The organism is Gordonia sp. 852002-51296_SCH5728562-b (genome assembly GCF_001665475.1).
GTDB classification, from domain to species: domain Bacteria; phylum Actinomycetota; class Actinomycetes; order Mycobacteriales; family Mycobacteriaceae; genus Gordonia; species Gordonia sputi.
The window spans coordinates 23,605-46,996 of sequence record NZ_LZMI01000034.1; the positions used below are offsets into that span (position 1 = coordinate 23,605).

Sequence of the window (23,392 nt, forward strand, 5' to 3'; positions counted from 1 at the left end):
ACCATCGTCAGGGCTCCGATACCGACCGGTCTGCACACCATTGGATGCGCATCGCCGACGGCGTGGAAAGACCACGCCTATCGGCGGGACCGGACCGTACAACTGCGTGAATCGCGTGTGCGGCAAGCGCACATATTCGACGCGTCGTAGCGGTGGGAGCGGAACTCCACTTGCGACCCCGGCGCCAACCGGGGCGGTCGTGCTATGAAAGTCTATCAGTCATGCCCGAGAACACCTATTCGCCTTCGGGCGACGATGCAGGTGACGACCTCACCGGCGTTCCGAACAACGATTCCGCGCGTCCGGACGTGACTACTTCCACAGACGATGATGACAACGTCCGTGACATGGCCGACATTCCCTCGATCGAGGTCGTGACCCGGGCCATCGTCATGTTGATGAGCGCGTCGGCGGAGAAGCTCGGCCTGGCGCCGGGGGCATCCGAGGACGACGCGGATCTCGATGAAGCCCGCAAACTCATCACCGCACTGGCCGGGCTCGTCGACGCGGCCAAACCAGATCTCGGCGTGCACGCCGCCCCCATCCGAGACGGCCTCAAGCAACTGCAGCTGGCGTTCCGCGATGCGAGCGCATACCCGGACGAGCCTGGCGAAGGCCCCGGCGAGAAGTACACCGGACCGGTTCGAGACCGTCGTCGGTGACGCTCGCGTTGGCCGCGAATTCACCGCGATGTAGGTAGCGCTTACCTAACGTTTTCGCAGGTCAGGCAGCCTTGCTTGCTGGAAAGGGTCAACGGACTCACCTAGATTGGAAGGCAGGGCAGATACCCGCCCGCCAACCTCGATCCAGGAGTTCACGATGGCCACGCTCGAAATGCCACATGTCGCCGAATGCACCGTCAGTGAGTGTTCCTACAACCACGACGGCTGTCACGCGTTCGCGATCAACGTCAGCGGAACCAACGGCACTGCCGACTGCGCGACGTTCATCCCCCTGACAACTCGCGGCGGCCTCGACCGCGTCTCCACCCAGGTCGGCGCATGCCAGCGGGTCGACTGCGAGCACAACGCGAATCTCGAATGCACGGCCACCGCGGTCCGTATCGGTGCAGGCGAGAGTTCCGACACCGCGAACTGCCTCACCTACTCCCCTCGCTGACGGCTTCGCGTCACCAGACCACTCTGCAGCCCTCGACGGACGTCGTGCGGGTCATTCTGTGACCAGCGCGGCGTCCGTCGTTTCGTATGCGGGCTAGCCTGAATCCATGACCTCCGAAGGTGCGCACGACCACGACCCGGCCGATCCGACGCGGACAACCTCCCCGGCCGACGGCACAGAGCCCGTGGGAGAGGTCATCGACGCCGAGATCCTGGAAACGGAAGTCGTCGACACCGCCTCTCCCGGATCTAGCTTTCCCGGCTCGACGACCATTTCGAGTCCCGGGCATATCGATCCCGACTACAGCGAGCAGGGTGTGCCGAGTTTCGATTTCGTCCGCGACAAGATCGAGAAGCGCATCTCGACCGCGATCGGTTCCCAGGAGTTGGCTGAGGGCACGCCCGAGGGCCAGGGCGTCGACGACATGATGCGCAAGCGCGACGAGGCCGCGAAGAAGAAGCTCGACGAGATCCGAAAGTCCATGGGGCACTGACACTCCCCACCACTCTTCTCCCCCGGCCTCGGTGAACCTCGCGCCGGCGGCGAACCCAGTCAGTGATCCGGCCGCAGCGCGATGCGCGTCTGGGTCTGCGCGGCACCGGCGTCGCTCTTGAGCCGCCGAAGCAGTCTGTCGAGTCCCGCGGTGTCGGCCACCGATACCTGCAGCAGGTAGTCGTAAGGGCCGGTCACGTGGACCGCGTCGCGCACCATCGCCTCACGTTGCGCCCACCGCAAGAACTCCTCCGAGTCGCGATCAGGGTGCAGCCGTACGTCGATGAACGCTTCGATCCCGGCCGGTGACGGTGCGTCATCGGTGCTGATCACCGCGCGATAGCCGAGGATGACACCGTCGCGCTCGAGGCGTCGCACCCGCGCTGCGGCACTGTTGGTTCCAAGCCCCACAAGCCGACCGAGCGCACTGAACGATGCGCGACCATCATGGCGAAGTACCTCTATGATCTGTCGGTCGATCGGGTCCACATCGAAAATATTTCAGTCGAAGCGACATTCTTTAGGCATCGTCATCAACCGCGGTCGATGGTGGTCAGATGTCGGTGATCCACGCACTCACACTCGGTCTCGTGGCGGGTTTCGGTATTGCGATGCCGCTCGGTGCGATCGGTGTGATGCTCATGCTCGAAGGAGCCGAGCGCGGTGTGCGCAGTGCACTCGAGGCCGCGGCCGGGGTCGCGACGGTCGACGCCGTCTACGCCGCCGCGGCCACACCGTGAGCGGCGATCGCACCGTTCATCAGCCGTCTCGGCCCGTATCCCGGCATCGTCGGCGGCAGCGTGCTCTTACTCGTGGGGGCGCACGCCATATTCCGCGCACACTCGACGTCGAGCCGTGCCCAGTCGACGTCGAGCCGTGCCCAGTCGACGTCGAGCCGTGCTCAGTCGACGAAGGGGCACCGCTACCTCATGTTCGTCGGGTTGACCGCGATGAATCCGGCGACGCTCATCTACTTCGCATCCATTGCCGTACCAGCTGTCGCCTTGCCGAGCGGGGGCCACATAAGTGGTTGCGGCGCAGCACTATTCGTGGCCGGGGTCGGCCTCGGTTCCCTGCTGTGGCAGGCGGTTCTGGCGATCGCTGGGGCGGCCGCCGGTACTCGGATAACCGGCAGCGGCCGTCGACTCACGATCATCGCCGGAAACGCCGTCGTCGCTTTGCTGGGCGTGTCACTGATCGCGGCATCACTGCACTAGACCAGATCGGCTGGACGAGACCGGCTGATCGGGACCGCAAACACGAATCAGCCGGCAGTCGCGACCGGCTCCCCTGTCTCGAGCACGTCGGCGAGGAACTTCCCGGTGTGGCTTCCCGGCGTCTCCGCGATGTCTTCGGGAGTCCCCTCGGCGATCACCGTGCCACCGCCCGTTCCACCTTCTGGTCCCATGTCGATGACCCAGTCGGCAGTCTTGATGACGTCGAGGTTGTGCTCGATCACGATCACCGTGTTGCCCTTGTCGACCAGTCCGTTGATGACGTCGAGGAGCTTCTTGATGTCCTCGAAGTGCAGGCCTGTCGTCGGCTCGTCGAGGATGTAGACGGTTCGGCCTGCCGACCGTTTCTGCAGCTCAGCGGCCAGTTTGACGCGCTGGGCCTCGCCTCCCGAGAGTGTCGGGGCGGGTTGACCGAGACGGACGTATCCGAGGCCGACGTCGACGAGCGTCTTGAGGTAGCGGTGGATCGAGGTGACCGGCTCGAAGAAATCGGCGGCCTCCTCGATCGGCATGTCGAGAACCTCCGAGATGGTCTTGCCCTTGTAGTGCACCTCGAGGGTCTCGCGGTTGTACCGCGCACCGTGACACACCTCGCAGGGAACGTAGACGTCGGGCAGGAAGTTCATCTCGATCTTGATGGTTCCCTCGCCCTGGCACGCCTCGCAGCGTCCGCCCTTGACGTTGAACGAGAACCGTCCTGGCTGGTAGCCGCGCACCTTCGCTTCGGTCGTCGCTGCGAACAGCGTGCGGATCTTGTCGAAGACACCCGTGTAGGTCGCCGGATTCGAGCGCGGTGTCCGACCGATCGGCGATTGATCGACCTGCACGAGCTTGTCGAGGTTGCCGAGACCGTTCACACGGGTGTGCCTGCCCGGAACCTGACGCGCACCGTTGAGCTTGTTCGCCAGGACCGTCGCGAGGATGTCGTTGACCAGCGTCGACTTTCCGGATCCGGACACACCGGTGACCGCGGTGAGCACGCCGAGCGGAAATGAGACGTCGATGCCGCGCAAATTGTGCTCGCGCGCTCCCACCACGGTGAGCTGCCGATTCTTGTTGATCGGCCGACGGATCGCCGGGACCGGAAGCGTCTCGCGGCCGGACAGATAGTTGCCCGTCAGCGACTTCCGGTTCTTCAGCAGATCCTTGTAACTACCGGAGTGCACCACCTTGCCGCCGTGCTCGCCCGCTCGCGGACCGATGTCGACGATCCAATCCGCTGCGCGGATCGTGTCCTCGTCGTGTTCGACGACGATCAGCGTGTTGCCCAGATCGCGCAGGCGCGTGAGGGTGTCGATCAGTCGACGGTTGTCGCGCTGGTGCAGTCCGATCGACGGTTCGTCGAGGACGTAGAGCACACCGGCAAGCCCCGAACCGATCTGAGTGGCCAAGCGAATTCGCTGTGCCTCGCCACCCGACAGCGACCCTGCGGCACGGGACAGCGACAGGTAGTCGAGTCCGACGTCGAGGAGGAACGTGATGCGTGCCTGCACCTCTTTGAGGACGCGGCCCGCGATCGCCTGCTGGCGTTTGTCGAGCTTCAATCCGCCGAGGTAACCCGCGGCGTCGGCCACCGAGAGCGCCGACACCTCGGCGATCGATTTCGGTCCGTATTCGGGATGATCGAGCGTCACCGCGAGGATCTCCGGACGCAGCCGCGCACCCTGACAGACAGGGCACGGAACGTCGCGCATGTAGCCCTCGTACCGCTCCTTCATCTGTTCGGATTCGGTCTGATCCATGCGGCGGTTGAGGAACGCCATGACGCCCTCGAACTCGGTGTAGTACGACCGTGTCCGTCCGTACCGGTTGCGGAATTTGACGTGCACCTGGTGTTCGCTGCCGTTGAGCAGCGCGTTCCGCGCCTTGGCAGGCAACTTCTTCCACGGGGTGTCGACGTCGAATCCCATCTCGTCGGCCAGACCGGACATGAGTCGCAGGAAGTAGTCGGCGTTATGTCCGGTCGACCAGGGTGCGATGGCGCCCTCGGAGAGTGAGAGGTCGGGATCGGGCACGACGAGGTCCTCGTCGACCTCCTTGCGAATCCCGAGGCCGTCGCATTCGGGACACGCGCCATACGGCGAGTTGAACGAGAACGACCGCGGCTCGAGGTCGTCGATGGCGATCGGGTGCCCGTTCGGGCAGGCCATGCGCTCAGAGAATCGTCGTTCGCGGTGGGGATCGTTCTCCTCGACGTCGACGAAGTCGAGGACGACGATGCCGTCGGCCAGCCGCAGGGCCGTCTCGACGGAGTCGGTGAGACGCTGTTTGGCGCTCGGCTTCACGACAAGCCGGTCGACGACGACATCGATGTCGTGCTTTTCCTGCTTCTTGAGCTTGGGCGGATCCGTCAGCGAATGGATCTTGCCGTCGACGCGCGCACGCGAGAAGCCCTGGGTCTGCAGTTCGGCGAACAGATCGACGAACTCACCCTTACGGGTGCGGACGACCGGGGCGAGAACCTGGAAACGGGTGCCCTCGTCCATCGCAAGCACCTGATCGACGATCTGCTGGGGTGTCTGCTTGGCTATCTCGGCACCACAGATCGGACAGTGCGCGACACCCGCGCGTGCGTAGAGCAGGCGCAGGTAGTCGTAGACCTCGGTGATCGTGCCGACCGTCGAGCGAGGATTTCGGTTCGTCGACTTCTGGTCGATCGACACCGCGGGCGAGAGACCTTCGATGAAGTCGACGTCGGGCTTGTCCATCTGGCCCAAGAACTGCCGCGCATACGCAGACAGTGACTCCACGTAGCGTCGTTGGCCCTCGGCGAAGATCGTGTCGAAAGCCAGCGACGACTTCCCCGAACCCGAGAGTCCGGTGAACACGATGAGGCTGTCGCGGGGCAGATCCACATCGACACCGCGAAGGTTGTGTTCGCGGGCACCACGGACGATCAAACGATCAACCACTACAGTCCTATCCACATATCTCGGCTGGTCCATACTTCTTGGCCAGCCCCTGCGCGGGATGGCCGCGCATCCGGCCGCCGCTGGGCACCGATCGTCGACCGGTGTCTCGTCGGGCGTGTCTGTCTCGTTAGGCGTGTCCGCGGCTCACCATAACGGCAGCCACCGACAAGAATTCTCGACGCCGTGCCGGCGGTCTCCAGGCGGCGTCACAACACTTGTCAACGATACGCGGCCCACCAGGTGTTCCCATCCACGTCCGCCCCGTCGACCTGCGTGGCTACGCTGAGTTCATGACTTCGTCCAACCTCACCATCACCGACGATTACACCGGCGATCTGTCCGAAACCGGCCCGCAGCGCCGCACGCTGAGCAACGCCTCGATCGTGAAGATCTCGGTCGGGCCCATGGACAACAACGTCTACATCGTCACCAGCGCCGCGACCGGAGACCAACTGATCATCGACGCCGCCAACGACGCGGACACCATCCGCGGTGTGCTCGACGAACTCGACGGCGCTCCGCGCACGATCTTCACCACGCACCAGCATTACGACCACTGGCAGGCACTCGCCGACGTCGCGGCAGCGACAGGCGCGCCGACTGCAGCAGGCCGGATCGACGCTCCTGAACTGCCCGTGACCCCCGACATCCTCCTCGACGACGGCGACGTCCTGACCGTCGGTGACCTGACCTTCGACGCAATCCACCTCGTCGGCCACACGCCCGGATCGATCGCGCTGGCCCTCACCGATCCCGCAAGCGGCGTCGTCCACCTCTTCACCGGCGATTCCCTCTTCCCGGGCGGCGTCGGAAAGACGTGGGCGCCAGGCGACTTCGACACTCTCGTCGACGACGTCGAGACCAAGCTCTTCGAGCGCTATCCCGATTCGACCGTCGTGTACCCCGGCCACGGCAAGGACACGACCCTCGGCACCGAACGTCCGTCGCTGGACGAATGGCGCGAACGCGGCTGGTGAGAACCGGCCTACACGCACACCACTTGCGCCAGATCATCAACTCCACCGAGCGCCTCTGCACCGGACAGGTAGCCTCGAAAGAGCGCCGCCGACCCAGTCCAGAGCGTGATCGACTGACGCAGTGACCGACAAGCACGACCAACGCAGTGATCGAAAAGCAACGCAGTGACCGAAAAGCACAGTGACCGACTAATGCAGTGACTTCCGAAGGGACCGTGTCAACAAGATGATCCTCCGCCGTATTGCCCGACCGATGCTCGCATCGGTGTTCATCGTCTCCGGCTATGACGCCCTGCGACACCCGCAGAAGCGAGCAGAAATCGCGGAGCCCTTCGTGGAGAGCACCGTGGGTGTGCTGCCGGACGAGGTCACCTCCGTCATCCCCACCGATCCGGTCACGCTGGTCCGGGTGAACGGCGGCATCCAGCTCGCGAGCGGCGTCCTGCTGGCGACGGGCAAGTTCCCGCGCTTCGCGTCGGCCGTTCTCGCGGGCTCGCTCGCACCGACGACGTTCGCCGGCCATCCCTTCTGGGAGGAATCCGACCCGGTCGCGCGGAGCATGCAGCGCACGCATTTCCTGAAGAACCTGAGCCTGATGGGCGGCCTGCTGATCTCGGCGGCCGACACCGAGGGCAAGCCCTCACTCGCGTGGCGTGGTCGACGCAAGGCCGACGCCGCGCTCGCGGCCCTGCCTCTCGGCGCGAAGGCGAGCACCACCGCGTGGGATTCGATCCGCGAGCACGCACAGGAATCCGCGTCGACGCTCGGCGAGAAGTCCAGCGAGGCTGCCGGTCTCCTGAAGCAGGACGCACACAAGTTGGGAGAGCGCTCTGCCGAGGCAGCGGATAAGTTCCGCGACCGCGCCCCCGTGGTTGCCGAGAACGCCCGGGAGCGTTCGGCGGAGTTCGCCGACAAGGTCCGCGACCGCGCGCCCGTGGTCGCCGAGAACGCCCGCGAGCGCTCCGCTGAGATCGCAGAAACGGCACGTGAGCGCTCCGCAGAGTTCGCCGACAAGGTGCGCGACCGCGCCCCCGAGATCGCCGAGGCTGCGCGCGAACGCTCCGCCGAACTCGCCGAAGCCGCACGTGAACGCTCTGCAGAGCTCGCAGAGTCGGCCAAGGAACTGGTGTCGACCGCAGGAGACAAGGCCGACGCCGCTGTCGCCGACGGCAAGAAGCGCTGGCGCAAGGCCCGGTCCTGACCCCTTCGCTCCACGCGCGGACCCCATCGCCTTCGGAACAGACTCCGACCGGGCGCATGGGGTCCGCCGCGTTTCCGCCACACCTCTATCCGTGGGTCGCTGCCCCGGTGTATCCGTGGGTCGCCGACCCTGCGGGCTACGCCCCGCTCGAGATTCGACGCGAAGGCCGCACGCTCATGGTCGCCGTCGGGTCCAACGCATCCCGCGCGGTACTGACCACGAAGCTTGCCGATGTGGGCGGCGTCGACATCAGTCCTGCCCGCGTCGTCGTGCACGGTATCGCCGTCGGCTATTCGGCGCATGTGTCGGCCCGCGGATACATCCCGGCAGCCCCCTTTGCGTCTCCCGGGGCCACCTCGACGCTGACCGCGTTCTGGCTCGACGACGAGCAACTCGCCGCACTCGACCGCACCGAACCCAATTACCATCGATTGACAGTGACCACGACTTCTCATCCCCTGCGTGAACGCCTCGACGACGTCGACTCCGTTCCGGTCCGCTCACCGGTGCCGGTGCGCGAGTTCGCCGTATACGCGTCGCGACACGGAGTCCTCACCGATCGACAGTCGACCCCACTCCCCTTCTCCACCCAGGGCGCAGTCCTCGCGCACCTTGCGGAAGATCTCGACGACCCGTCGCTGGCAGAGCCGCCCGCGACCGTCTGTGCGCGACTCGGCGATCCCGACACAGGCAAGGACCTGACGAGGCGCATCCACCAGCGCAGACTGTTCCGTCCCGACGGCCTCACCCGCGTCCCCGCACCCCACCATCCCGACGACACCGCGCACACCGAATTCGGTACGTACGCCGAACCCGACGATGAGATCCGATGAGTACCTCGCCGACACACACCGACACCGAACGCACCGATCCCCGCATCGATGAGGAACAGACCCACCTCGACGCCGTGTACCGCCGTCTCGACAGAATGCGTGCCAACACCCGTCGTCGACTCGCCTCGACGCTGCGCGAGTCCGCGGGCACCCCGCAGGCGCTGTCCGAGCGCGAGTCCTACGAACGCATGTACGTCGACGACCTCGCGAAATACGATGCCGCCGAACACAATCTGTATTTCGGCCGCCTCGACCTCGACGACGGCGAGATCCGTCGGATCGGACGCATCGGAGTCCTCGACGACGACGAGGGCGACACCACACTCCTCCTCGATTGGCGAGCGCCACTGTCTCGGGCGTTCTATCTCGCCACGCCTGCCGCACCCGAAGAGGTCGCTCGCCGCAGACACATCCGCACCCGAAACCGCGGCGTTCGTGAAGTCAACGACGAGTTCCTCACCGCGGGTGAGGCTTCCATCGACGAGTCAGCACACGGCGACGTCGTGAACGAGTCCGCGCTCGTCGCTGCGCTCAATGCCGCGCGCACCGGCGAGATGACCGACATCGTCGAGACCATCCAGCGCGAGCAGGACCTCATCATCCGGTCGGCGCATCGCGGCGTCACGGTCATTCAGGGTGGGCCGGGCACCGGTAAGACCGCCGTCGCACTACACCGTGCCGCCTACCTTCTGTACACGCACCGAGACATCCTCTCGCGCAGTGGAATTCTCATCATCGGACCCAACAGCGACTTCCTCGACTACATCGGCCAGGTGCTGCCATCGCTCGGTGAGTCCGGCGTGCTCCTCGCGACGATCGGCGAGCTCTTCCCCGGTGTCACCGCGACCGCGGACGAACCCCGACGCACCCGTGAGGTCAAGGGTCGCCTGCAGATGCTCGACGTCCTCAAGCGCACCGTTCGGTCACACGAGTCGCTGCCGACGAAGCCCGTCTCCGTGGATTTCGACGGCTACCGGGTCGAGATCGACAGCGCGCTCGTCAAGGCAGCCCGCGCGGCCGCACGTGGGTCGCGCAGGGCGCACAACCAGGCCCAACCGGTGTTCCTGCGCTCGGCACTCGACGCGCTCGCCGCCAAGCACTCGGCCGCGATCGGCGCCAGTCTGCTCGACGGATCGCAGCTGCTCACCCCCGCCGACCTCAAGGACATTCGCGACGACATGGGCCGCGATCCGGATATCCGCGAGGCAGTGCTCGCGTTCTGGCCGATGCTGACCCCGACGGACGTCCTCCGCGACCTCTACGACGACCCCGCCGCCATCCGCAAAGCGACACCTGGCTGGTCCGACGATGATCGCGCAGCGCTCCACCGCGCACGCCGCGGGCCCGCCGGCAAGGCGGAAAAGGGCAGCGAGACCGACGAGTTCACGCCCGCCGACGTTCCGCTGCTCGACGAACTCGCCGAACTCGTCGGCTACGGCACCGATGAGGCTGAACGCGCCGAACGCGAGCGCTGGCGTCGACAACTCGCCGACGCGCAGGATGCGCTCGACATCCTGACCGGTTCGGCACCACAGGATCTCGAGGACGAGCTCGACCCGGAGATCCTGATGGCGTACGACCTCATCGACGCCGAGCAACTCGCCGCGCGCCAGACCGACGTGCAACGCGCGACCACCGCAGAGCGCGCGTTCAACGACCGCACCTGGACATTCGGCCACGTCATCGTCGATGAAGCGCAGGAGTTGTCGGGCATGGCGTGGCGCATGGTGATGCGACGAATCCCGAACCGATGGATGACCATCATCGGCGACACCGCACAGACCGGCGACCTTGCGGGCACGACGTCGTGGAGTGAAGTGTTGACGCCCTACGTCGCGAACCGTTGGCAGTTGCGCGAGTTGACCGTCAACTACCGCACGCCGAGCGAGATCATGACCTACGCCGCGCGCGTCCTGGCGCACGTCGGCGACTCGCTCACACCACCGACATCGTTGCGCAGCAACGGAATCGATCCGTACGCCCGCTCCGCGTCGACGGCCGACGTCGTCGCGACCGCGATCGAGGAGGCCACGAAACCGGAGCTGCGCGGCCTGACCGGAATCGTGGTGCCCGACAGCCTCTTCGAGGAAACCTCGCAGGCGGTCGCCGACCTCGACCCATCCGCGCTCGGCGTCGACGAGCTCCCCCGCGTCCACACCGTGACCACCTGCAAGGGACTCGAGTTCGACACGACTGTCGTCGTCGAACCGAGCGCGCTCATCGCTCAGTCGCCGCGCGGATACAGCGACCTCTACGTCGCACTGACCCGCAGCACGCAGCGCCTCGTCGTGGTCAACGCCGACCCGCTACCAGCAGAACTCGACGACATGCCCCGTCGCTGAACGGCTTCGACGACGCGCTTCACACCGTTGAGCGCTCATCCGGATTGCCCGCACGCCCTCCCTCGGGGTGCAGGATGACGAGTTCGCGGGTCGCGCGGGTCATCGATACGTAGCGGTCGACGGCCCCGGTGATCCCGGCTCCGAAGACCCCGGCTCCGAAGACCTCGGATTCGACAACCACGACCAGATCGAACTCGAGGCCCTTCGCGGTGATCGGATCGAGTGCGCGCACCCGGTCGGTGCCTGCGAAGTCCGGGTCACCGATCACACACGCGACGCCCTCGTCGTTGCGTTCGAGCCACTCGGCGACTATCGCATCTCGGTCACGGTGCGAGGCATGTCGCACGGGAAGTCCCGACTCCCTGATCGACGACGGAACGTTGGCGTCCGGAATGGCCGCGCGGATGACCGGTTCGGCTGCCTCCATGACCTCTGCGGGTGTTCGGTAGTTGATCGACAACGACTCGACACGCACGTCGCGACATCCGACACTGCGGAGTCGCTCCGACCACGTCTCGGCGAACCCCGCGCGCGCCTGCGCCCTGTCGCCGACGATCGTGATGCTCCCGGACGGGTTGCGCCGCAGCACCATTCGCCACTGCGCAGGGGTGAGTTCCTGCGCCTCGTCGACGATGATGTGCGCGAAGGGTCCGTCGAGAGCGTCGGGTTCGACGTCCGGCGCGGCCGACTCGTCCACAAGAACGTCGCGCAGGTCGTCTTGCCGAAGCATCGACATCAGGCCCTCGCCGTCGTCGTAGGTCGTCGACGCCATGAGGTCGTCGACGACGAGGTCCATTCGACGGCGCTCAGCGCGGAGGGCGGCAGACCGGCGGCGGCGCCGATCGTCTGCGCTGCGGTCTCCCAATCGGTTGCGCGCGGCGTCGAGAAGCGGGAGGTCGGCGTCGGTCCACGCGTCCGGACGTTCTCGCTGGAGGAGTCGCACCTCATCCGGCGTCAACCACGGGGCACACATTCGGAGGAACGCGGGAACCGACCACAGGTCGCCGACGAGATCCGTCGCGTCGAGCATCGGCCACGCGCGCCCTACTGCCGCCGCAAGAGATTCATTGCGCTGCAACGCTTCCTGCACATCGTCCCGGTCGAGGTCGTCGTCACCTATGCGTCGCTGCACCGTCTCGGCCAGGTACTGCCAGACCGCACCCCGCGCCTCGTTGTGTGGCGTGCCCGCCTCGGGCGCCGTGAATGCTTCGGCCCAATCCCGCCGCCGCACAGTCACATCCGCCCACTCGGTCTCGACCAGAAGCGGCTCCGTCGGCGGTTCCTCGTACCACCGCACCGCCGTCTCGATCGCGTCGACCATCCCGGCCGTCGACTTCAGTGCCGTCACGGCGTCATCGGTCTCGGGCACCGCGGTATCGCCCTCGGCGACCAGATCGCGCAACGTGCACGTCTGCACGCCTTCTTCACCGAGGCTCGGCAAGACATCGGCGACATACGACAGGTACTGCTCGTGCGGCCCGACGATCAGGAGGCGGCCACGCGTGAGCCTCGCGTCGGAGTAGAGCAGATAGGCGGCACGATGCAGCGCCACCACGGTCTTTCCGGTACCGGGGCCGCCATCGACGACCAGCGCACCTGCCGAGTCGGCGCGGATGATGGCGTCCTGGTCGGCCTGGATCGTCGACAACACGTCGCGCATGCGTGGCGACCGACTCGCCGAAAGGCCTGCGAGCAGCGCCGAATCACCATCGAGCCATACCCCGTCGTCGACGGCGTCCGCGGTGAACACTTCGTCCCAGTAGTCGGTGATCTGCCCGCGCGCCCATCGATAGCGTCTGCGCGAGCGCACTCCCATCGGCTGCGCCGCCGTCGCGTTGAAGAACGGAGCAGCGGCGGGGGTTCGCCAGTCGACGAGCAGTTGTCGGCCCGTCGAGTCGGTCAGTCCGACACGGCCGACATACACGGGCTCCAACTCGTCGGTCAGCGTCATCCTTCCGATGCACAGGTCGAGCCCGAAGCGACGAAGCGTCCGTAGGCGGCCCGCCAACTGGTGTATCTCGAGGTCGCGATCCGATGCGCGCTGCCCACCTCCGCCCTCTGCCTTTCGCGTGGCATCGAGCCTGGTCGAGAGCACGTCGACGGTGCCGGCAAGCGACGCGGCGGTATCGGCGAAATGGCGCACATCGCTCTCGATGCGCGTCGAGGCGGATTTCGGTGAACCGGCGGGAAGGTTGAAGACATGGTCGGTCACTGCAGGCACTGGGCGACTCCGAAAAAGGCTGGGCGGGGGCGGAATCACCGATTGTGCACCCGGGGAGGGGCCTTGCGGCAAGGCCCCTACCTCGCGTTATAGTGAAAAGGGCAGGGACGTAGCGGCGATCACGGCGGATCAGGACACGCTCCCCTGAGCGCATATCACGACGGCACGCATCACCACGACGGTCATCACAACCACCAGCACACGCGCAACAGCCGGGCACACGAATCCGTGTGCCCGGCTGTTGGTTTCGATGAGAACGGAACTAGGTGGTGTGCACGATCAGCACATCGCACGCAGACTTACGCGCGACGTCGGCAGGCACCGAACCCAGCAGACGTCCCGCAATCGAGTTCAGTCCGCGATTGCCGACGACGAGAAGATCAGCCTGCACATCGGTGACCAGTTGCAGCAGTGCGTCGACGGGTGCGCCCTTCACCGGGCGCGCGACGATCTGCGTGGCTCCCGACTTCGATGCTCGCTCTTTCGCCCGTCGCAGGATCTCGTCGGTCGGGGCACTTCCGGTCACCTGGTAGGCCTCGTCTTTGAGAACGTCCGCAGCCTCGCCGGCACCGCGGTCGTTCGGAAAGTATGCGCATGCGATCACCAATTTCGAATCGCCCGCGATCGCACCCGCTCGATCGACCGCCTTCAACGACGATTCCGATCCGTCCGTTCCGACGACGATCGTCTGGTAAGCGCCCATCCCTTGACCTCCACACATGTCTGATTCCGCACATTCGCGGACTTCATCGATCACGACAACTCTAGAGTCACCTGAATCGGCAGGATAGTGTGCCACGCAACATTTGTCCGATGATCACGGCGATCGCTACACCGCAGACCCCCGTGGGACGAACGTCCCACATTTGAGTGACAACTATTTGATTCCGGCAGCATCCATGCCGCGCAGCTCTTTCTTCAGATCTGCGATCTCGTCGCGCAGCCTACCTGCGAGTTCGAACTGCAGATCGCGAGCCGCGCTCATCATCTGCTCGGTGAGCTGCGCGACCAGATCGGCGAGTTCGGCCCGTGGCATCGACCCGACGTCTCGCTTCTCGATGACTCCTGCGGAACCGCCCTTCGCCTTGGAGACCTCTCCCTGCGCTCGCCGTCCACGGCTGGCGTTGCGGCCGGAACCCCCGACATCGACGACCGAATCCTCCGCCTCGCGGTACACCTGATCGAGAATGTCGGCGATCTTCTTACGCAGCGGTTGTGGATCGATACCGTGCTCTTTGTTGTAGGCGACCTGCTTTTCACGACGACGCTCGGTCTCTTCGATCGCGTTGCGCATCGACTCGGTGACCGTGTCGGCATACATGTGCACCTCGCCGGAGACGTTACGGGCGGCACGTCCCACCGTCTGGATCAACGACGTCGTCGACCGCAGGAACCCTTCTTTGTCGGCGTCGAGGATCGCGACGAGCGACACCTCGGGAAGGTCGAGTCCCTCGCGTAGGAGGTTGATACCGACCAGCACGTCGTATTCGCCCGACCGGAGCTGCCGTAGCAACTCGACCCGTCGTAGGGTGTCGACCTCGGAGTGCAGGTACCGCACGCGGATACCGAGTTCGAGGAGGTAGTCGGTGAGGTCTTCTGCCATCTTCTTGGTCAACGTCGTCACCAGCACGCGTTCGTCGCGCTCGGTGCGGTCGCGGATCTCGTGGACCAGATCGTCGATCTGCCCCTTCGTCGGCTTCACCACGATCTGCGGATCGACCAGCCCGGTCGGGCGGATCACCTGCTCGACGAACTCTCCGTTGGACTGGCCGAGTTCGTATGCGCCGGGTGTCGCGGACAGATAGACCGTCTGCCCGATGCGACCGACGAACTCGTCCCAAGTGAGCGGACGGTTGTCGACCGCAGAGGGCAACCGGAACCCGAAGTCGACCAGATTGCGCTTGCGCGACATGTCGCCCTCGTACATGCCGCCGATCTGCGGAACCGTCACATGCGACTCGTCGATCACGAGCAGGAAGTCGTCGGGGAAATAATCGATCAGCGTTGCGGGGGCGCTGCCCGCAGGCCTGCCGTCGATGTGGCGCGAGTAGTTCTCGATGCCCGAGCAGAACCCGACCTGCCGCATCATCTCGAGGTCGTAGCTGGTCCGCATGCGCAGGCGCTGCGCCTCGAGGAGTTTGCCCTTGCCCTCGAGGTCGGCGAGACGCGCCTCGAGCTCTTCCTCGATGCTCGTCATCGCCTTCTCCATGCGCTCAGGTCCCGCGACATAGTGCGTCGCGGGGAAGATGCGCAGCGTGTCGACCTGCCTGACCACGTCACCGGTCAACGGATGCAGGTAATAGAGCGCCTCGACCTCGTCGCCGAAGAACTCGATCCGCACCGCCAACTCTTCGTACGACGGGATGATCTCGACGGTGTCGCCGCGGACACGGAAGCTGCCGCGGGTGAACGACATGTCGTTGCGTGTGTACTGCACGTCGACCAGCAAGCGGAGCAGCGCGTCGCGGTCGATCTCGTCGCCGACCTCTACTTCGACCGAACGGTCGAGGTAGGACTGCGGCGTGCCGAGGCCGTAGATGCACGACACCGATGCGACGACCACCACGTCGCGTCGCGACAGCAGGCTCGACGTCGCCGAGTGCCGCAGACGCTCGACGTCGTCGTTGATCGACGAGTCCTTCTCGATGTAGGTGTCGGTCTGGGCGATGTACGCCTCGGGTTGGTAGTAGTCGTAGTACGAGACGAAGTACTCGACAGCGTTGTGCGGCAACATCTCTCGAAGCTCGTTGGCGAGCTGCGCAGCAAGCGTCTTGTTCGGCGCCATCACGAGCGTCGGGCGCTGGACCCGCTCGATCAACCACGCCGTGGTCGCGGATTTACCGGTACCGGTGGCGCCGAGTAGGACGATGTCGCGCTCCCCCGCCGCGATACGACGTTCGAGGTCGTCGATCGCCTTGGGCTGGTCACCTGCGGGCTCATACTCGCTGACCACCTCGAACCGACCCTCGGTACGTTCGACGGCACCGACGGGACGGTGCTCGGAGTGCGCGAGAATCGGGTGTTCGGTAGCAAAAGCCATAGTGCCAGGGTAAACGCGACCTATGACAAATCTGTTCCGGATTCACGCACACCCCGTGACCTGCGGTTAAGGTGTGACGATGTCCGATCTGCACCCGCCGAAGCGGGAGATCTTCGACGTGCCCGCGATGACCAATACCGACAACAAGGGATTCGTCCGTCCGGTGGACCGCTACGAGGAGGCCTCGTTCGGTCTCTACATGTCGCGCACCGCCGATCACCCCAGATTCAGTCACCTCGAGTCCTGGCTTCTGCCCGCACTCGGACTTCGCGCCAACATCTTCCACTTCGTCGAAGGGCACCGGACCGGGCAGCGCCTCTACCTCGACATCGGACGTTTCCAGGGCCCCGACACCGACGGCCGCTGGCACGCCGAGGACTGGTACCTCGATCTCGTCGACGTCCCCGGCCGCCCACTGGAACTCATCGACGTCGACGAACTGTTCGAGGCACACGCAGCCGGCCTGTTATCGACCGACGAGTGTCAGGAAGCCGTCTATATCGCCCGGCGTGCACTTGTTGGTGCGGCAGAACAGAACCACGACATCCAGAAGTGGCTCGACGTCGCGAGCGGTGGGCATGTGTCGTGGCTCGACGGCTGATGGCGCGCTACGTCTCCCGACGATCGGCACGCCAGGCGGCGACTCGCGCATATGCACTGTCGAACCAGGGCTCTTTCGCCGAGACGTAGGCGTCGCGGTCGCCGTCTGCCGCAGCCAGTGCAGCACGCTTGACCTCGGCGTACTCGTCGCGTGCTGCGGCGTCGGACCGCAACCAATCGCGGAACTCGACGGCGAACCGACCGCCCGGCGACCCCTGCGCCCGCAGATGCACATTGACCGACCGCCCGGGATCGGCCGAACCGTGGAACCTCTTGCCCCAGAGGCCCTCATCGACCGAGCCGGTCTCCGGATCCGGCTTCGGCCGGTCGCTGGTGGTCTGTGGATTACGCGGGAACCCGCCGTCTGCCAGCACATCGGCCAGAGCATCCGCGACGTCAAGGTCGGCCACGGTGACCTGGATGTCGATGGTCGGCTTCGCTATCAGGCCCGGCACCGCCGTCGAACCGATGTGATCGATCGCCGACGCCTTGTCGCCGACGAGTGCCCACAGTCGATTGACCAGTCGCGCACCTGTAGCCGCCCATGCCGGCTCCGGAGCGGCCAGTTCCAACGGCCCGGGGACGATCGTCCGGGAGCGCACATTCTCCTCGTAGGGCACCAGCCGCTGGTCCCAGAGCTCGGCGGCAGCGGCCGCGAGATCGTCTGGCGTGCCCGAGTTGTCGAGCCAGACGTCGGCGACGGCCCGTCGCTGTTCGTCGGTGGCCTGGGCGCGGATTCGGGCGCGCGCGTCGTCCTCGGGCATGCCACGCAGCTCGGTCAGGCGTTGGACGCGCAGCTCCTCGTCGGCCCCCACGATCACCACGAGATGGAAGAACGGAGCCATGTTGCCTTCGACGAGCAGCGGGATATCTTGCACCACAATGGCATTCGACGCAGCTTGAGCGAGCAGTTCCTGCGTGCGCGCACCGACCAGCGGATGCGTGATCGAGTTCAGCTTCTGTCGACTCTCGTCGTCGACGAAGGCTTTGGCGGCCAGCGCTGGTCGATCGAGCGTCCCGTCGGCGGCCAGGATGTCGTCGCCAAAAGTCTCGACCAACTGCGTCAGACCCGGCGTGCCCGGTTCGACGACCTCACGGGCGATCTTGTCGGCGTCGATGTGATATCCACCCCGCTCCACGAAGGTCTTGGCCACGGTCGATTTGCCGGCTCCGATGCCGCCGGAGAGCCCTACTCGGATCACGAGGTCCAGTGTGGCAAACACCCCACCTGTCAGGTGATCCGACTGCCGAAGTCGGTGTGCCGACTCCACGACCTGCATCTACCCCCATACACAGACAAGAGCGCCTTCCGGACGAATCCGGAAGGCGCTCTTGTCGTTTACGTGCGAGACGCGACTATCAGGCGTTGCCCGACAGCTTCTCGCGCAGTGCGGCGAGCTGCTCGTCGCTGGCCAGCGAGCCACCCGTCGATGCGGGAGCGCTGCTCGACGAAGCGCTGCGGCTCTCCGACGATGCCGACGAGTAGTCCTGCGGGGCCTTCTCGGCCTCGGCTGCGGCAGCAGCGAACTTCTCGATCTGCGCGGTGTGCATCTTGTGGCGACGCTCGGCCTCGGCGTAGCGGTTCTCCCACTCTTCACGCTGCTTCTCGTAGCCGTCGAGCCATTCGTTGGTCTCGGCGTCGAAGCCCTCGGGGAAGATGTAGTTGCCCTGCTCGTCGTAGCTGTCGGCCATGCCGTACTTCGAGGGGTCGAACTCCTCGGTGTAGTCCTCGTTGGCCTGCTTGAGGCTCAGCGAGATACGACGACGCTCGAGGTCGATGTCGATGACCTTGACCATCGCGTCGTCGCCGACGGCGACAACCTGGTCCGGGACCTCGACGTGGCGCTCGGCCAGCTCGGAGATGTGCACGAGGCCCTCGATGCCGTCGTCGACGCGGACGAACGCACCGAACGGAACCAGCTTGGTGACCTTGCCCGGCACGATCTGACCGATCGCGTGGGTGCGGGCGAACTGACGCCACGGGTCTTCCTGAGTTGCCTTGAGCGACAACGACACACGCTCGCGGTCGAGATCGACGTCGAGAACCTCGACGGTGACCTCGTCACCAACGGTGACGACCTCGGACGGATGATCGATGTGCTTCCAGGAGAGCTCGGAAACGTGGACCAGACCGTCGACGCCGCCGAGATCGACGAACGCACCGAAGTTGACGATCGAGGACACGACGCCCTTGCGGACCTGGCCCTTCTGGAGCTGGTGCAGGAACTCGCTGCGGACCTCGGATTGGGTCTGCTCGAGCCATGCACGACGCGACAGCACCACGTTGTTGCGGTTCTTGTCGAGCTCGATGATCTTGGCTTCGATCTCCTTGCCGATGTACGGCTGCAGATCGCGCACACGACGCATCTCCACGAGCGATGCCGGGAGGAAGCCGCGCAGGCCGATGTCCAGGATCAGGCCGCCCTTGACGACCTCGATGACGGTGCCCTTGACGGCCTCGTCCTTTTCCTTGAGCTCCTCGATGGTGCCCCAGGCACGCTCGTACTGCGCGCGCTTCTTGGACAGGATGAGGCGGCCTTCTTTGTCCTCCTTGGTGAGAACCAGGGCCTCGACCTCGTCACCGACGTTGACGACCTCAGAGGGGTCGACGTCGTGCTTGATCGACAGTTCGCGAGAAGGGATCACGCCTTCGGTCTTGTAACCGATGTCGAGCAGAACCTCGTCACGATCGACCTTGACGATGGTCCCTTCGACGATGTCGCCATCGTTGAAGTACTTGATCGTGGAGTCGATGGCTGCGAGGAAGTCCTCAGCCGAGCCGATGTCATTGACGGCTACTTGCGGCGAGGTGATCGTGGGGGACGACATATGTTGAGTTGCTCCGGACAGGTATGTAGTAGGTACAGTTCACATTGTTTGAACAGCGATGTCAGGCGACGCGCATCTCGATCACAGTGCGACCGATCAGCGTTCTCCCAGGTCATCACACGAGGGTGACGTCCAGGTGACGACAAGCTGAACTGCGCGAAAGATGCCTCCACGCGCTTTGTCCACCTTACTCTAGCGGCGTTGTGCTGGGCAAATACCACTTCTGAGTGCATCCCGCCACCGCGCATACGAGACAGCAGGCATACGACACAGCTGGGGATACGACGACACGCGAGAGGTGCAACGTTGGCGCATTCGGTCGAATTCCTCTTCGACGAAGATTCGGAGCGTCGCCTGCGCGCGCTGTGGGATGCGCTCGCGGCGTCGAACCTGCCCAACGCAGGCAGAAACCCGTCGCCCACCAACCGCCCGCACGTCACGGCCGCCGCGACGCATCGGATCGACGCAGCCGCCGACCACGCGATACATCAGTGCGCCGAAACCCTCCCGATTCCGGTCACTCTCGGCGCACCACTGGTCTTCGGCCGTGACGACCGACTCGTCGTTGCACTGCTGGTGGTGCCGACGGCTCGCTTGCTGGCCGCCCATGTGCGGGTGGTCGAGGCGCTGTACGGCCATGCGTTCACCGCCGACGACGAGCCCGGCGTCTTCTCCCACTCGCTGCCCGGATCGTGGACCCCACACGTCACGATGGCGCGCCGCGTGCACTCGGACGCTCTCGGCGACGTCGTGGCCGCGCTCGATCTGCCCTCTCACAGCGGTCGGCCTGACGGCACTCCCGCGACCATCACCGCTATCCGACGTTGGGACGGCGATAGTCGAACAGATGTCGTCCTCGGCAAGCGTCCCGAGAGTTCGGAGTGGGGCGAATGACTCTCAGGGGTTGGCGGCCGCGCCGGATCTAGACTCATCCGGATCTAGACTCGTGCAGGTGATCGGCGACGACGAGACTCCGCACCCGCCGCGACTGCTCGGACGAATCGATTCGTCGACGAGCGATGCCGCGAGCCGCACCTGGTGGGACGCAGAGGCGCAGGACTATCACCGCGAACACGGCGGTTTCCTCGGCTCCGACTCCCGCGGCGGCGAGTTCGTGTGGGGGCCAGAACGATTGCGAGAGGCCGACGTTCACCTGCTCGGCGATGTCGCCGGCCGCGACATCCTCGAGATCGGGTGCGGGTCCGCGCCGTGTTCACGGTGGCTCGTCGCCCGAGGTGCGCGCGCCGTCGGACTCGATCTGTCGCAGAAGATGCTCGATCACGGACTCGCCACCATGAAGCGATTCGACGAACCGCGGGTACCGCTCGTTCAGGCGACCGCAGAGTCGCTGCCCTTTGCCGACGAGAGCTTCGACATCGCGTTCTCGTCTTTCGGCGCAGTGCCTTTCGTCGCCGAACCCGGCCGGGTGATGGCGGAGGCCGCACGCGTCCTACGGCCGGGCGGCCGCTGGGTGTTCTCGGTGAATCACCCGATGCGCTGGATGTTTCCCGACGACCCAGGGCCCGCCGGGCTGACCGTCACGATGCCGTACTTCAGCAGAACGCCCTATTCCGAGGTCGACGCCGACGGCACGGTCACCTACGTCGAACATCACCGCACCATCGGCGATCGGGTCCGCGACATCCGCGCTGCCGGACTCATCCTCGACGACATCGTCGAACCGGAATGGCCGGACGACCTCGAGGACGAGTGGGGTCAGTGGAGTCCGCTTCGGGGACAGTACTTTCCGGGCACCGCGGTGTTCTGCTGTGTCAAACCCCGCTGACCCCAACGCAACCGATCACAGCTGAACCGATCACACCGGGGTCAATCACAGCGGGGCCGCTCACAACAGCTTCGAGAGGAACGTCTTCGTCCGCTCGTGCTGCGGGTTCGCGAGCACCTCTCGCGGATCGCCCTGTTCGACGACGACGCCGCCGTCCATGAACACCAGCTGGTCGGCCACCTCGCGGGCGAAGCCCATCTCGTGCGTGACGACGAGCATGGTCATTCCCGTTGCCGCGAGTTCGCGCATGACACCGAGCACATCACCGACCAACTCGGGGTCGAGCGCCGACGTCGGCTCGTCGAAGAGCATCAGTTTCGGCTCCATCGCCAGCGCTCTGGCGATCGCGACGCGCTGCTGCTGTCCGCCGGAGAGTTGCGACGGATACGACTCCGCCTTGTCGGCGAGTCCGACGCGCTCCAGCAGGTACTCGGCCCGAGAAGTGGCCTCGGCCTTGTTCTTTCGTTTGACCTGCGTCGGCGCCTCGATCACGTTCTCGATCACTGTCCGATGCGGGAACAGATTGAAGTGCTGGAACACCATGCCGATATCGCGGCGCTGCTTGGCCGCGTCCTTCGGACTCATCTCATAGAGCTTGCCACCGCGTTCGCGATAACCGATGAGGTCGCCGTCGACGTAGAGCCGTCCCGCGTTGACCTCTTCGAGATGGTTGACGCATCGCAGGAACGTCGACTTGCCAGAGCCCGACGGACCGATGATGCAGAGAACCTCACCGCGCTCGACCTCCAGCGAAATACCTTTGAGTACCTGCGTCGTACCGAAGCTCTTACACACTCGATCGGCAAGCACCATCGGTGTCGCCGACGTCTCTTCAACCGTGGTCATACTCCCCCACCCCCGTGTTGTGGATCGGTCACCTCGGCCTCTGCGGCGAGGGCCTTTAGTTGCTTACCTGTCAGCGCACGTGTCGCGCCCCGCGCGTAATAGCGCTCCAGGTAGTACTGGCCGACCATCAGGATGCTCGTCACCGCGAGATACCAGGTCGACGCGACCATCAACAACGGAATCGGCTGGAAGATCACGCCCGAGATGTCGCGCGCACGCCCATAGAGCTCGAGGCTGAACGGCACCGCCGCCACGAGGCTCGTCGTCTTGAGCATGCTGATGACTTCGTTGCCTGTCGGCGGGATGATCACGCGCATCGCCTGCGGGAGCACCGTTCTACGCATGGTCTGCGACCACGTCATACCCAGCGCCACCGACGCCTCGGTCTGCCCCTCACCCACAGATGACACACCTGCGCGCACGATCTCCGCCATGTAGGCGGCCTCGTTCAGAGCCAGGCCGATGACCGCGAACAGAAATGCCGCGTTCAGCGACTGGATGTCGAAGTGTGCGAACTGCACCGTGAACGGGATACCGAGGTCGATCCGCTTGTAGATCGACGGGAACAGGCCCCAGAAGACCAACTGCACATAGACCGGGGTACCGCGGAAGATCCACAGGTAGACCCACGACGTCGCACGGAGAACCGGATTCGGCGAGAGGCGCATGATCGCCAACACCACACCCAGCACGATGGCGATCACCATCGACAGGACCGTCAGCGCGAGTGTGTAGCCGACGCCCGACATGATGCGGGTGTCGAACAGGTACTTCGCGTAGGTGTCCCACGCATACGCCTTGTTGGTGGCCGCACCGTAGACGAACAGCGCGACGAGGACGAGCACGATCGCCGCGGCGATCCACTGACCTGGATGTTTGAGTGGTACGGCCTTGATCGGGGTCGGCTCCACTTTCGCGGAGTCGACCCCGACTCGGCCGTCAGACGGCGTCGACACGGG

General features: G+C 65.2%; 21 protein-coding genes. 12 read left to right on the forward strand and 9 right to left on the reverse strand.

The genetic code is table 11. The features are described 5' to 3' along the window. The first annotated feature begins 221 nt into the window (after positions 1-221). The 3 genes from A5766_RS06360 to A5766_RS06370 all read left to right on the forward strand — a co-directional run bounded on the left by A5766_RS06360 (position 222) and on the right by A5766_RS06370 (position 1,612). The gene (locus A5766_RS06360; protein WP_005208917.1) at positions 222-662 is read left to right on the forward strand and encodes a DUF1844 domain-containing protein; all 441 of its coding nucleotides are present in this window, start codon (positions 222-224) and stop codon (positions 660-662) included. Positions 663-819: 157 nt separating this feature from the next. Further along, entirely contained in the window at positions 820-1,119 is a 300-nt protein-coding gene (locus A5766_RS06365) for a DUF1540 domain-containing protein (protein ID WP_005208919.1), read from the forward strand. Positions 1,120-1,225: 106 nt separating this feature from the next. Beyond that, complete coding sequence (locus A5766_RS06370) at positions 1,226-1,612, forward strand: hypothetical protein (protein ID WP_005208921.1); 387 nt, start codon at positions 1,226-1,228, stop codon at positions 1,610-1,612. A gap of 59 nt (positions 1,613-1,671) precedes the next feature. On the opposite strand, the gene A5766_RS06375 is transcribed toward A5766_RS06370, so the two are convergent. Then, on the reverse strand, positions 1,672-2,100 hold the full coding sequence (locus A5766_RS06375; RefSeq protein WP_005208922.1) for an Lrp/AsnC family transcriptional regulator: 429 nt from the start codon (positions 2,098-2,100) through the stop codon (positions 1,672-1,674). A 68-nt stretch (positions 2,101-2,168) separates the two neighbouring features. Here A5766_RS06375 and A5766_RS23780 point away from each other — a divergent pair, with 68 nt between their 5' ends. Then, positions 2,169-2,351 carry a hypothetical protein gene (locus A5766_RS23780; protein ID WP_082965463.1) on the forward strand — a complete coding sequence of 61 codons (183 nt, stop codon included), beginning with the start codon at positions 2,169-2,171 and terminating at the stop codon, positions 2,349-2,351. Between the two features lie 45 nt (positions 2,352-2,396). After that, entirely contained in the window at positions 2,397-2,828 is a 432-nt protein-coding gene (locus A5766_RS06380) for a LysE family transporter (protein WP_267625576.1), read from the forward strand. 47 nt (positions 2,829-2,875) lie between these two features. On the opposite strand, the gene uvrA is transcribed toward A5766_RS06380, so the two are convergent. Beyond that, positions 2,876-5,758: an excinuclease ABC subunit UvrA gene (gene uvrA / locus A5766_RS06385; protein ID WP_064903880.1), complete on the reverse strand. Its 2,883-nt coding sequence runs from the start codon at positions 5,756-5,758 to the stop codon at positions 2,876-2,878. Between the two features lie 290 nt (positions 5,759-6,048). On the opposite strand from uvrA, the gene A5766_RS06390 reads away from it, so the two are divergent. From A5766_RS06390 to A5766_RS06405, 4 genes are all read left to right on the forward strand, one after another. Then, positions 6,049-6,735: an MBL fold metallo-hydrolase gene (locus tag A5766_RS06390; protein ID WP_039856967.1), complete on the forward strand. Its 687-nt coding sequence runs from the start codon at positions 6,049-6,051 to the stop codon at positions 6,733-6,735. 226 nt (positions 6,736-6,961) lie between these two features. Continuing rightward, positions 6,962-7,936: a DoxX family membrane protein gene (locus tag A5766_RS06395; protein WP_039856969.1), complete on the forward strand. Its 975-nt coding sequence runs from the start codon at positions 6,962-6,964 to the stop codon at positions 7,934-7,936. A gap of 56 nt (positions 7,937-7,992) precedes the next feature. Continuing rightward, entirely contained in the window at positions 7,993-8,769 is a 777-nt protein-coding gene (locus tag A5766_RS06400) for a hypothetical protein (RefSeq protein ID WP_005208934.1), read from the forward strand. Continuing rightward, on the forward strand, positions 8,766-11,111 hold the full coding sequence (locus A5766_RS06405) for a HelD family protein (protein WP_005208936.1): 2,346 nt from the start codon (positions 8,766-8,768) through the stop codon (positions 11,109-11,111). The genes A5766_RS06400 and A5766_RS06405 overlap by 4 nt, the downstream gene beginning before the upstream one ends. Before the next feature lie 19 nt (positions 11,112-11,130). Here the strand turns inward: A5766_RS06405 and helR are convergent, their stop codons facing one another. The 3 genes from helR to uvrB form a co-directional block, all read right to left on the reverse strand. Continuing rightward, on the reverse strand, positions 11,131-13,332 hold the full coding sequence (gene helR, locus A5766_RS06410) for an RNA polymerase recycling motor ATPase HelR (protein WP_064903882.1): 2,202 nt from the start codon (positions 13,330-13,332) through the stop codon (positions 11,131-11,133). A gap of 262 nt (positions 13,333-13,594) precedes the next feature. Then, on the reverse strand, positions 13,595-14,035 hold the full coding sequence (locus tag A5766_RS06415) for a universal stress protein (protein WP_005208939.1): 441 nt from the start codon (positions 14,033-14,035) through the stop codon (positions 13,595-13,597). Between the two features lie 174 nt (positions 14,036-14,209). Further along, complete coding sequence (gene uvrB, locus A5766_RS06420) at positions 14,210-16,372, reverse strand: excinuclease ABC subunit UvrB (RefSeq protein WP_005208941.1); 2,163 nt, start codon at positions 16,370-16,372, stop codon at positions 14,210-14,212. 79 nt (positions 16,373-16,451) lie between these two features. On the opposite strand from uvrB, the gene A5766_RS06425 reads away from it, so the two are divergent. After that, on the forward strand, positions 16,452-16,973 hold the full coding sequence (locus A5766_RS06425; protein WP_064903901.1) for a DUF402 domain-containing protein: 522 nt from the start codon (positions 16,452-16,454) through the stop codon (positions 16,971-16,973). A gap of 7 nt (positions 16,974-16,980) precedes the next feature. On the opposite strand, the gene coaE is transcribed toward A5766_RS06425, so the two are convergent. Both coaE and rpsA read right to left on the reverse strand, forming a co-directional pair. Next, positions 16,981-18,174: a dephospho-CoA kinase gene (gene coaE / locus A5766_RS06430; protein ID WP_039856981.1), complete on the reverse strand. Its 1,194-nt coding sequence runs from the start codon at positions 18,172-18,174 to the stop codon at positions 16,981-16,983. 157 nt (positions 18,175-18,331) lie between these two features. Then, on the reverse strand, positions 18,332-19,801 hold the full coding sequence (gene rpsA / locus A5766_RS06435) for a 30S ribosomal protein S1 (protein ID WP_005208946.1): 1,470 nt from the start codon (positions 19,799-19,801) through the stop codon (positions 18,332-18,334). Between the two features lie 306 nt (positions 19,802-20,107). On the opposite strand from rpsA, the gene A5766_RS06440 reads away from it, so the two are divergent. Both A5766_RS06440 and A5766_RS06445 read left to right on the forward strand, forming a co-directional pair. After that, on the forward strand, positions 20,108-20,695 hold the full coding sequence (locus A5766_RS06440) for a 2'-5' RNA ligase family protein (protein ID WP_064903884.1): 588 nt from the start codon (positions 20,108-20,110) through the stop codon (positions 20,693-20,695). Between the two features lie 52 nt (positions 20,696-20,747). After that, entirely contained in the window at positions 20,748-21,587 is an 840-nt protein-coding gene (locus A5766_RS06445; RefSeq protein WP_064903886.1) for a class I SAM-dependent methyltransferase, read from the forward strand. A 60-nt stretch (positions 21,588-21,647) separates the two neighbouring features. Here A5766_RS06445 and A5766_RS06450 read toward each other — a convergent pair whose 3' ends face one another. Together A5766_RS06450 and A5766_RS06455 are read right to left on the reverse strand one after the other, a co-directional pair. Next, positions 21,648-22,433, reverse strand: coding sequence for an amino acid ABC transporter ATP-binding protein (locus A5766_RS06450; RefSeq protein WP_005208953.1), 786 nt, complete (start codon positions 22,431-22,433; stop codon positions 21,648-21,650). Continuing rightward, positions 22,430-23,389, reverse strand: a complete 960-nt coding sequence (locus tag A5766_RS06455; protein WP_064903888.1) for an amino acid ABC transporter permease — start codon at positions 23,387-23,389, stop codon at positions 22,430-22,432. Before A5766_RS06455 ends, A5766_RS06450 begins: the two co-directional genes overlap by 4 nt. Positions 23,390-23,392: the final 3 nt, after the last annotated feature.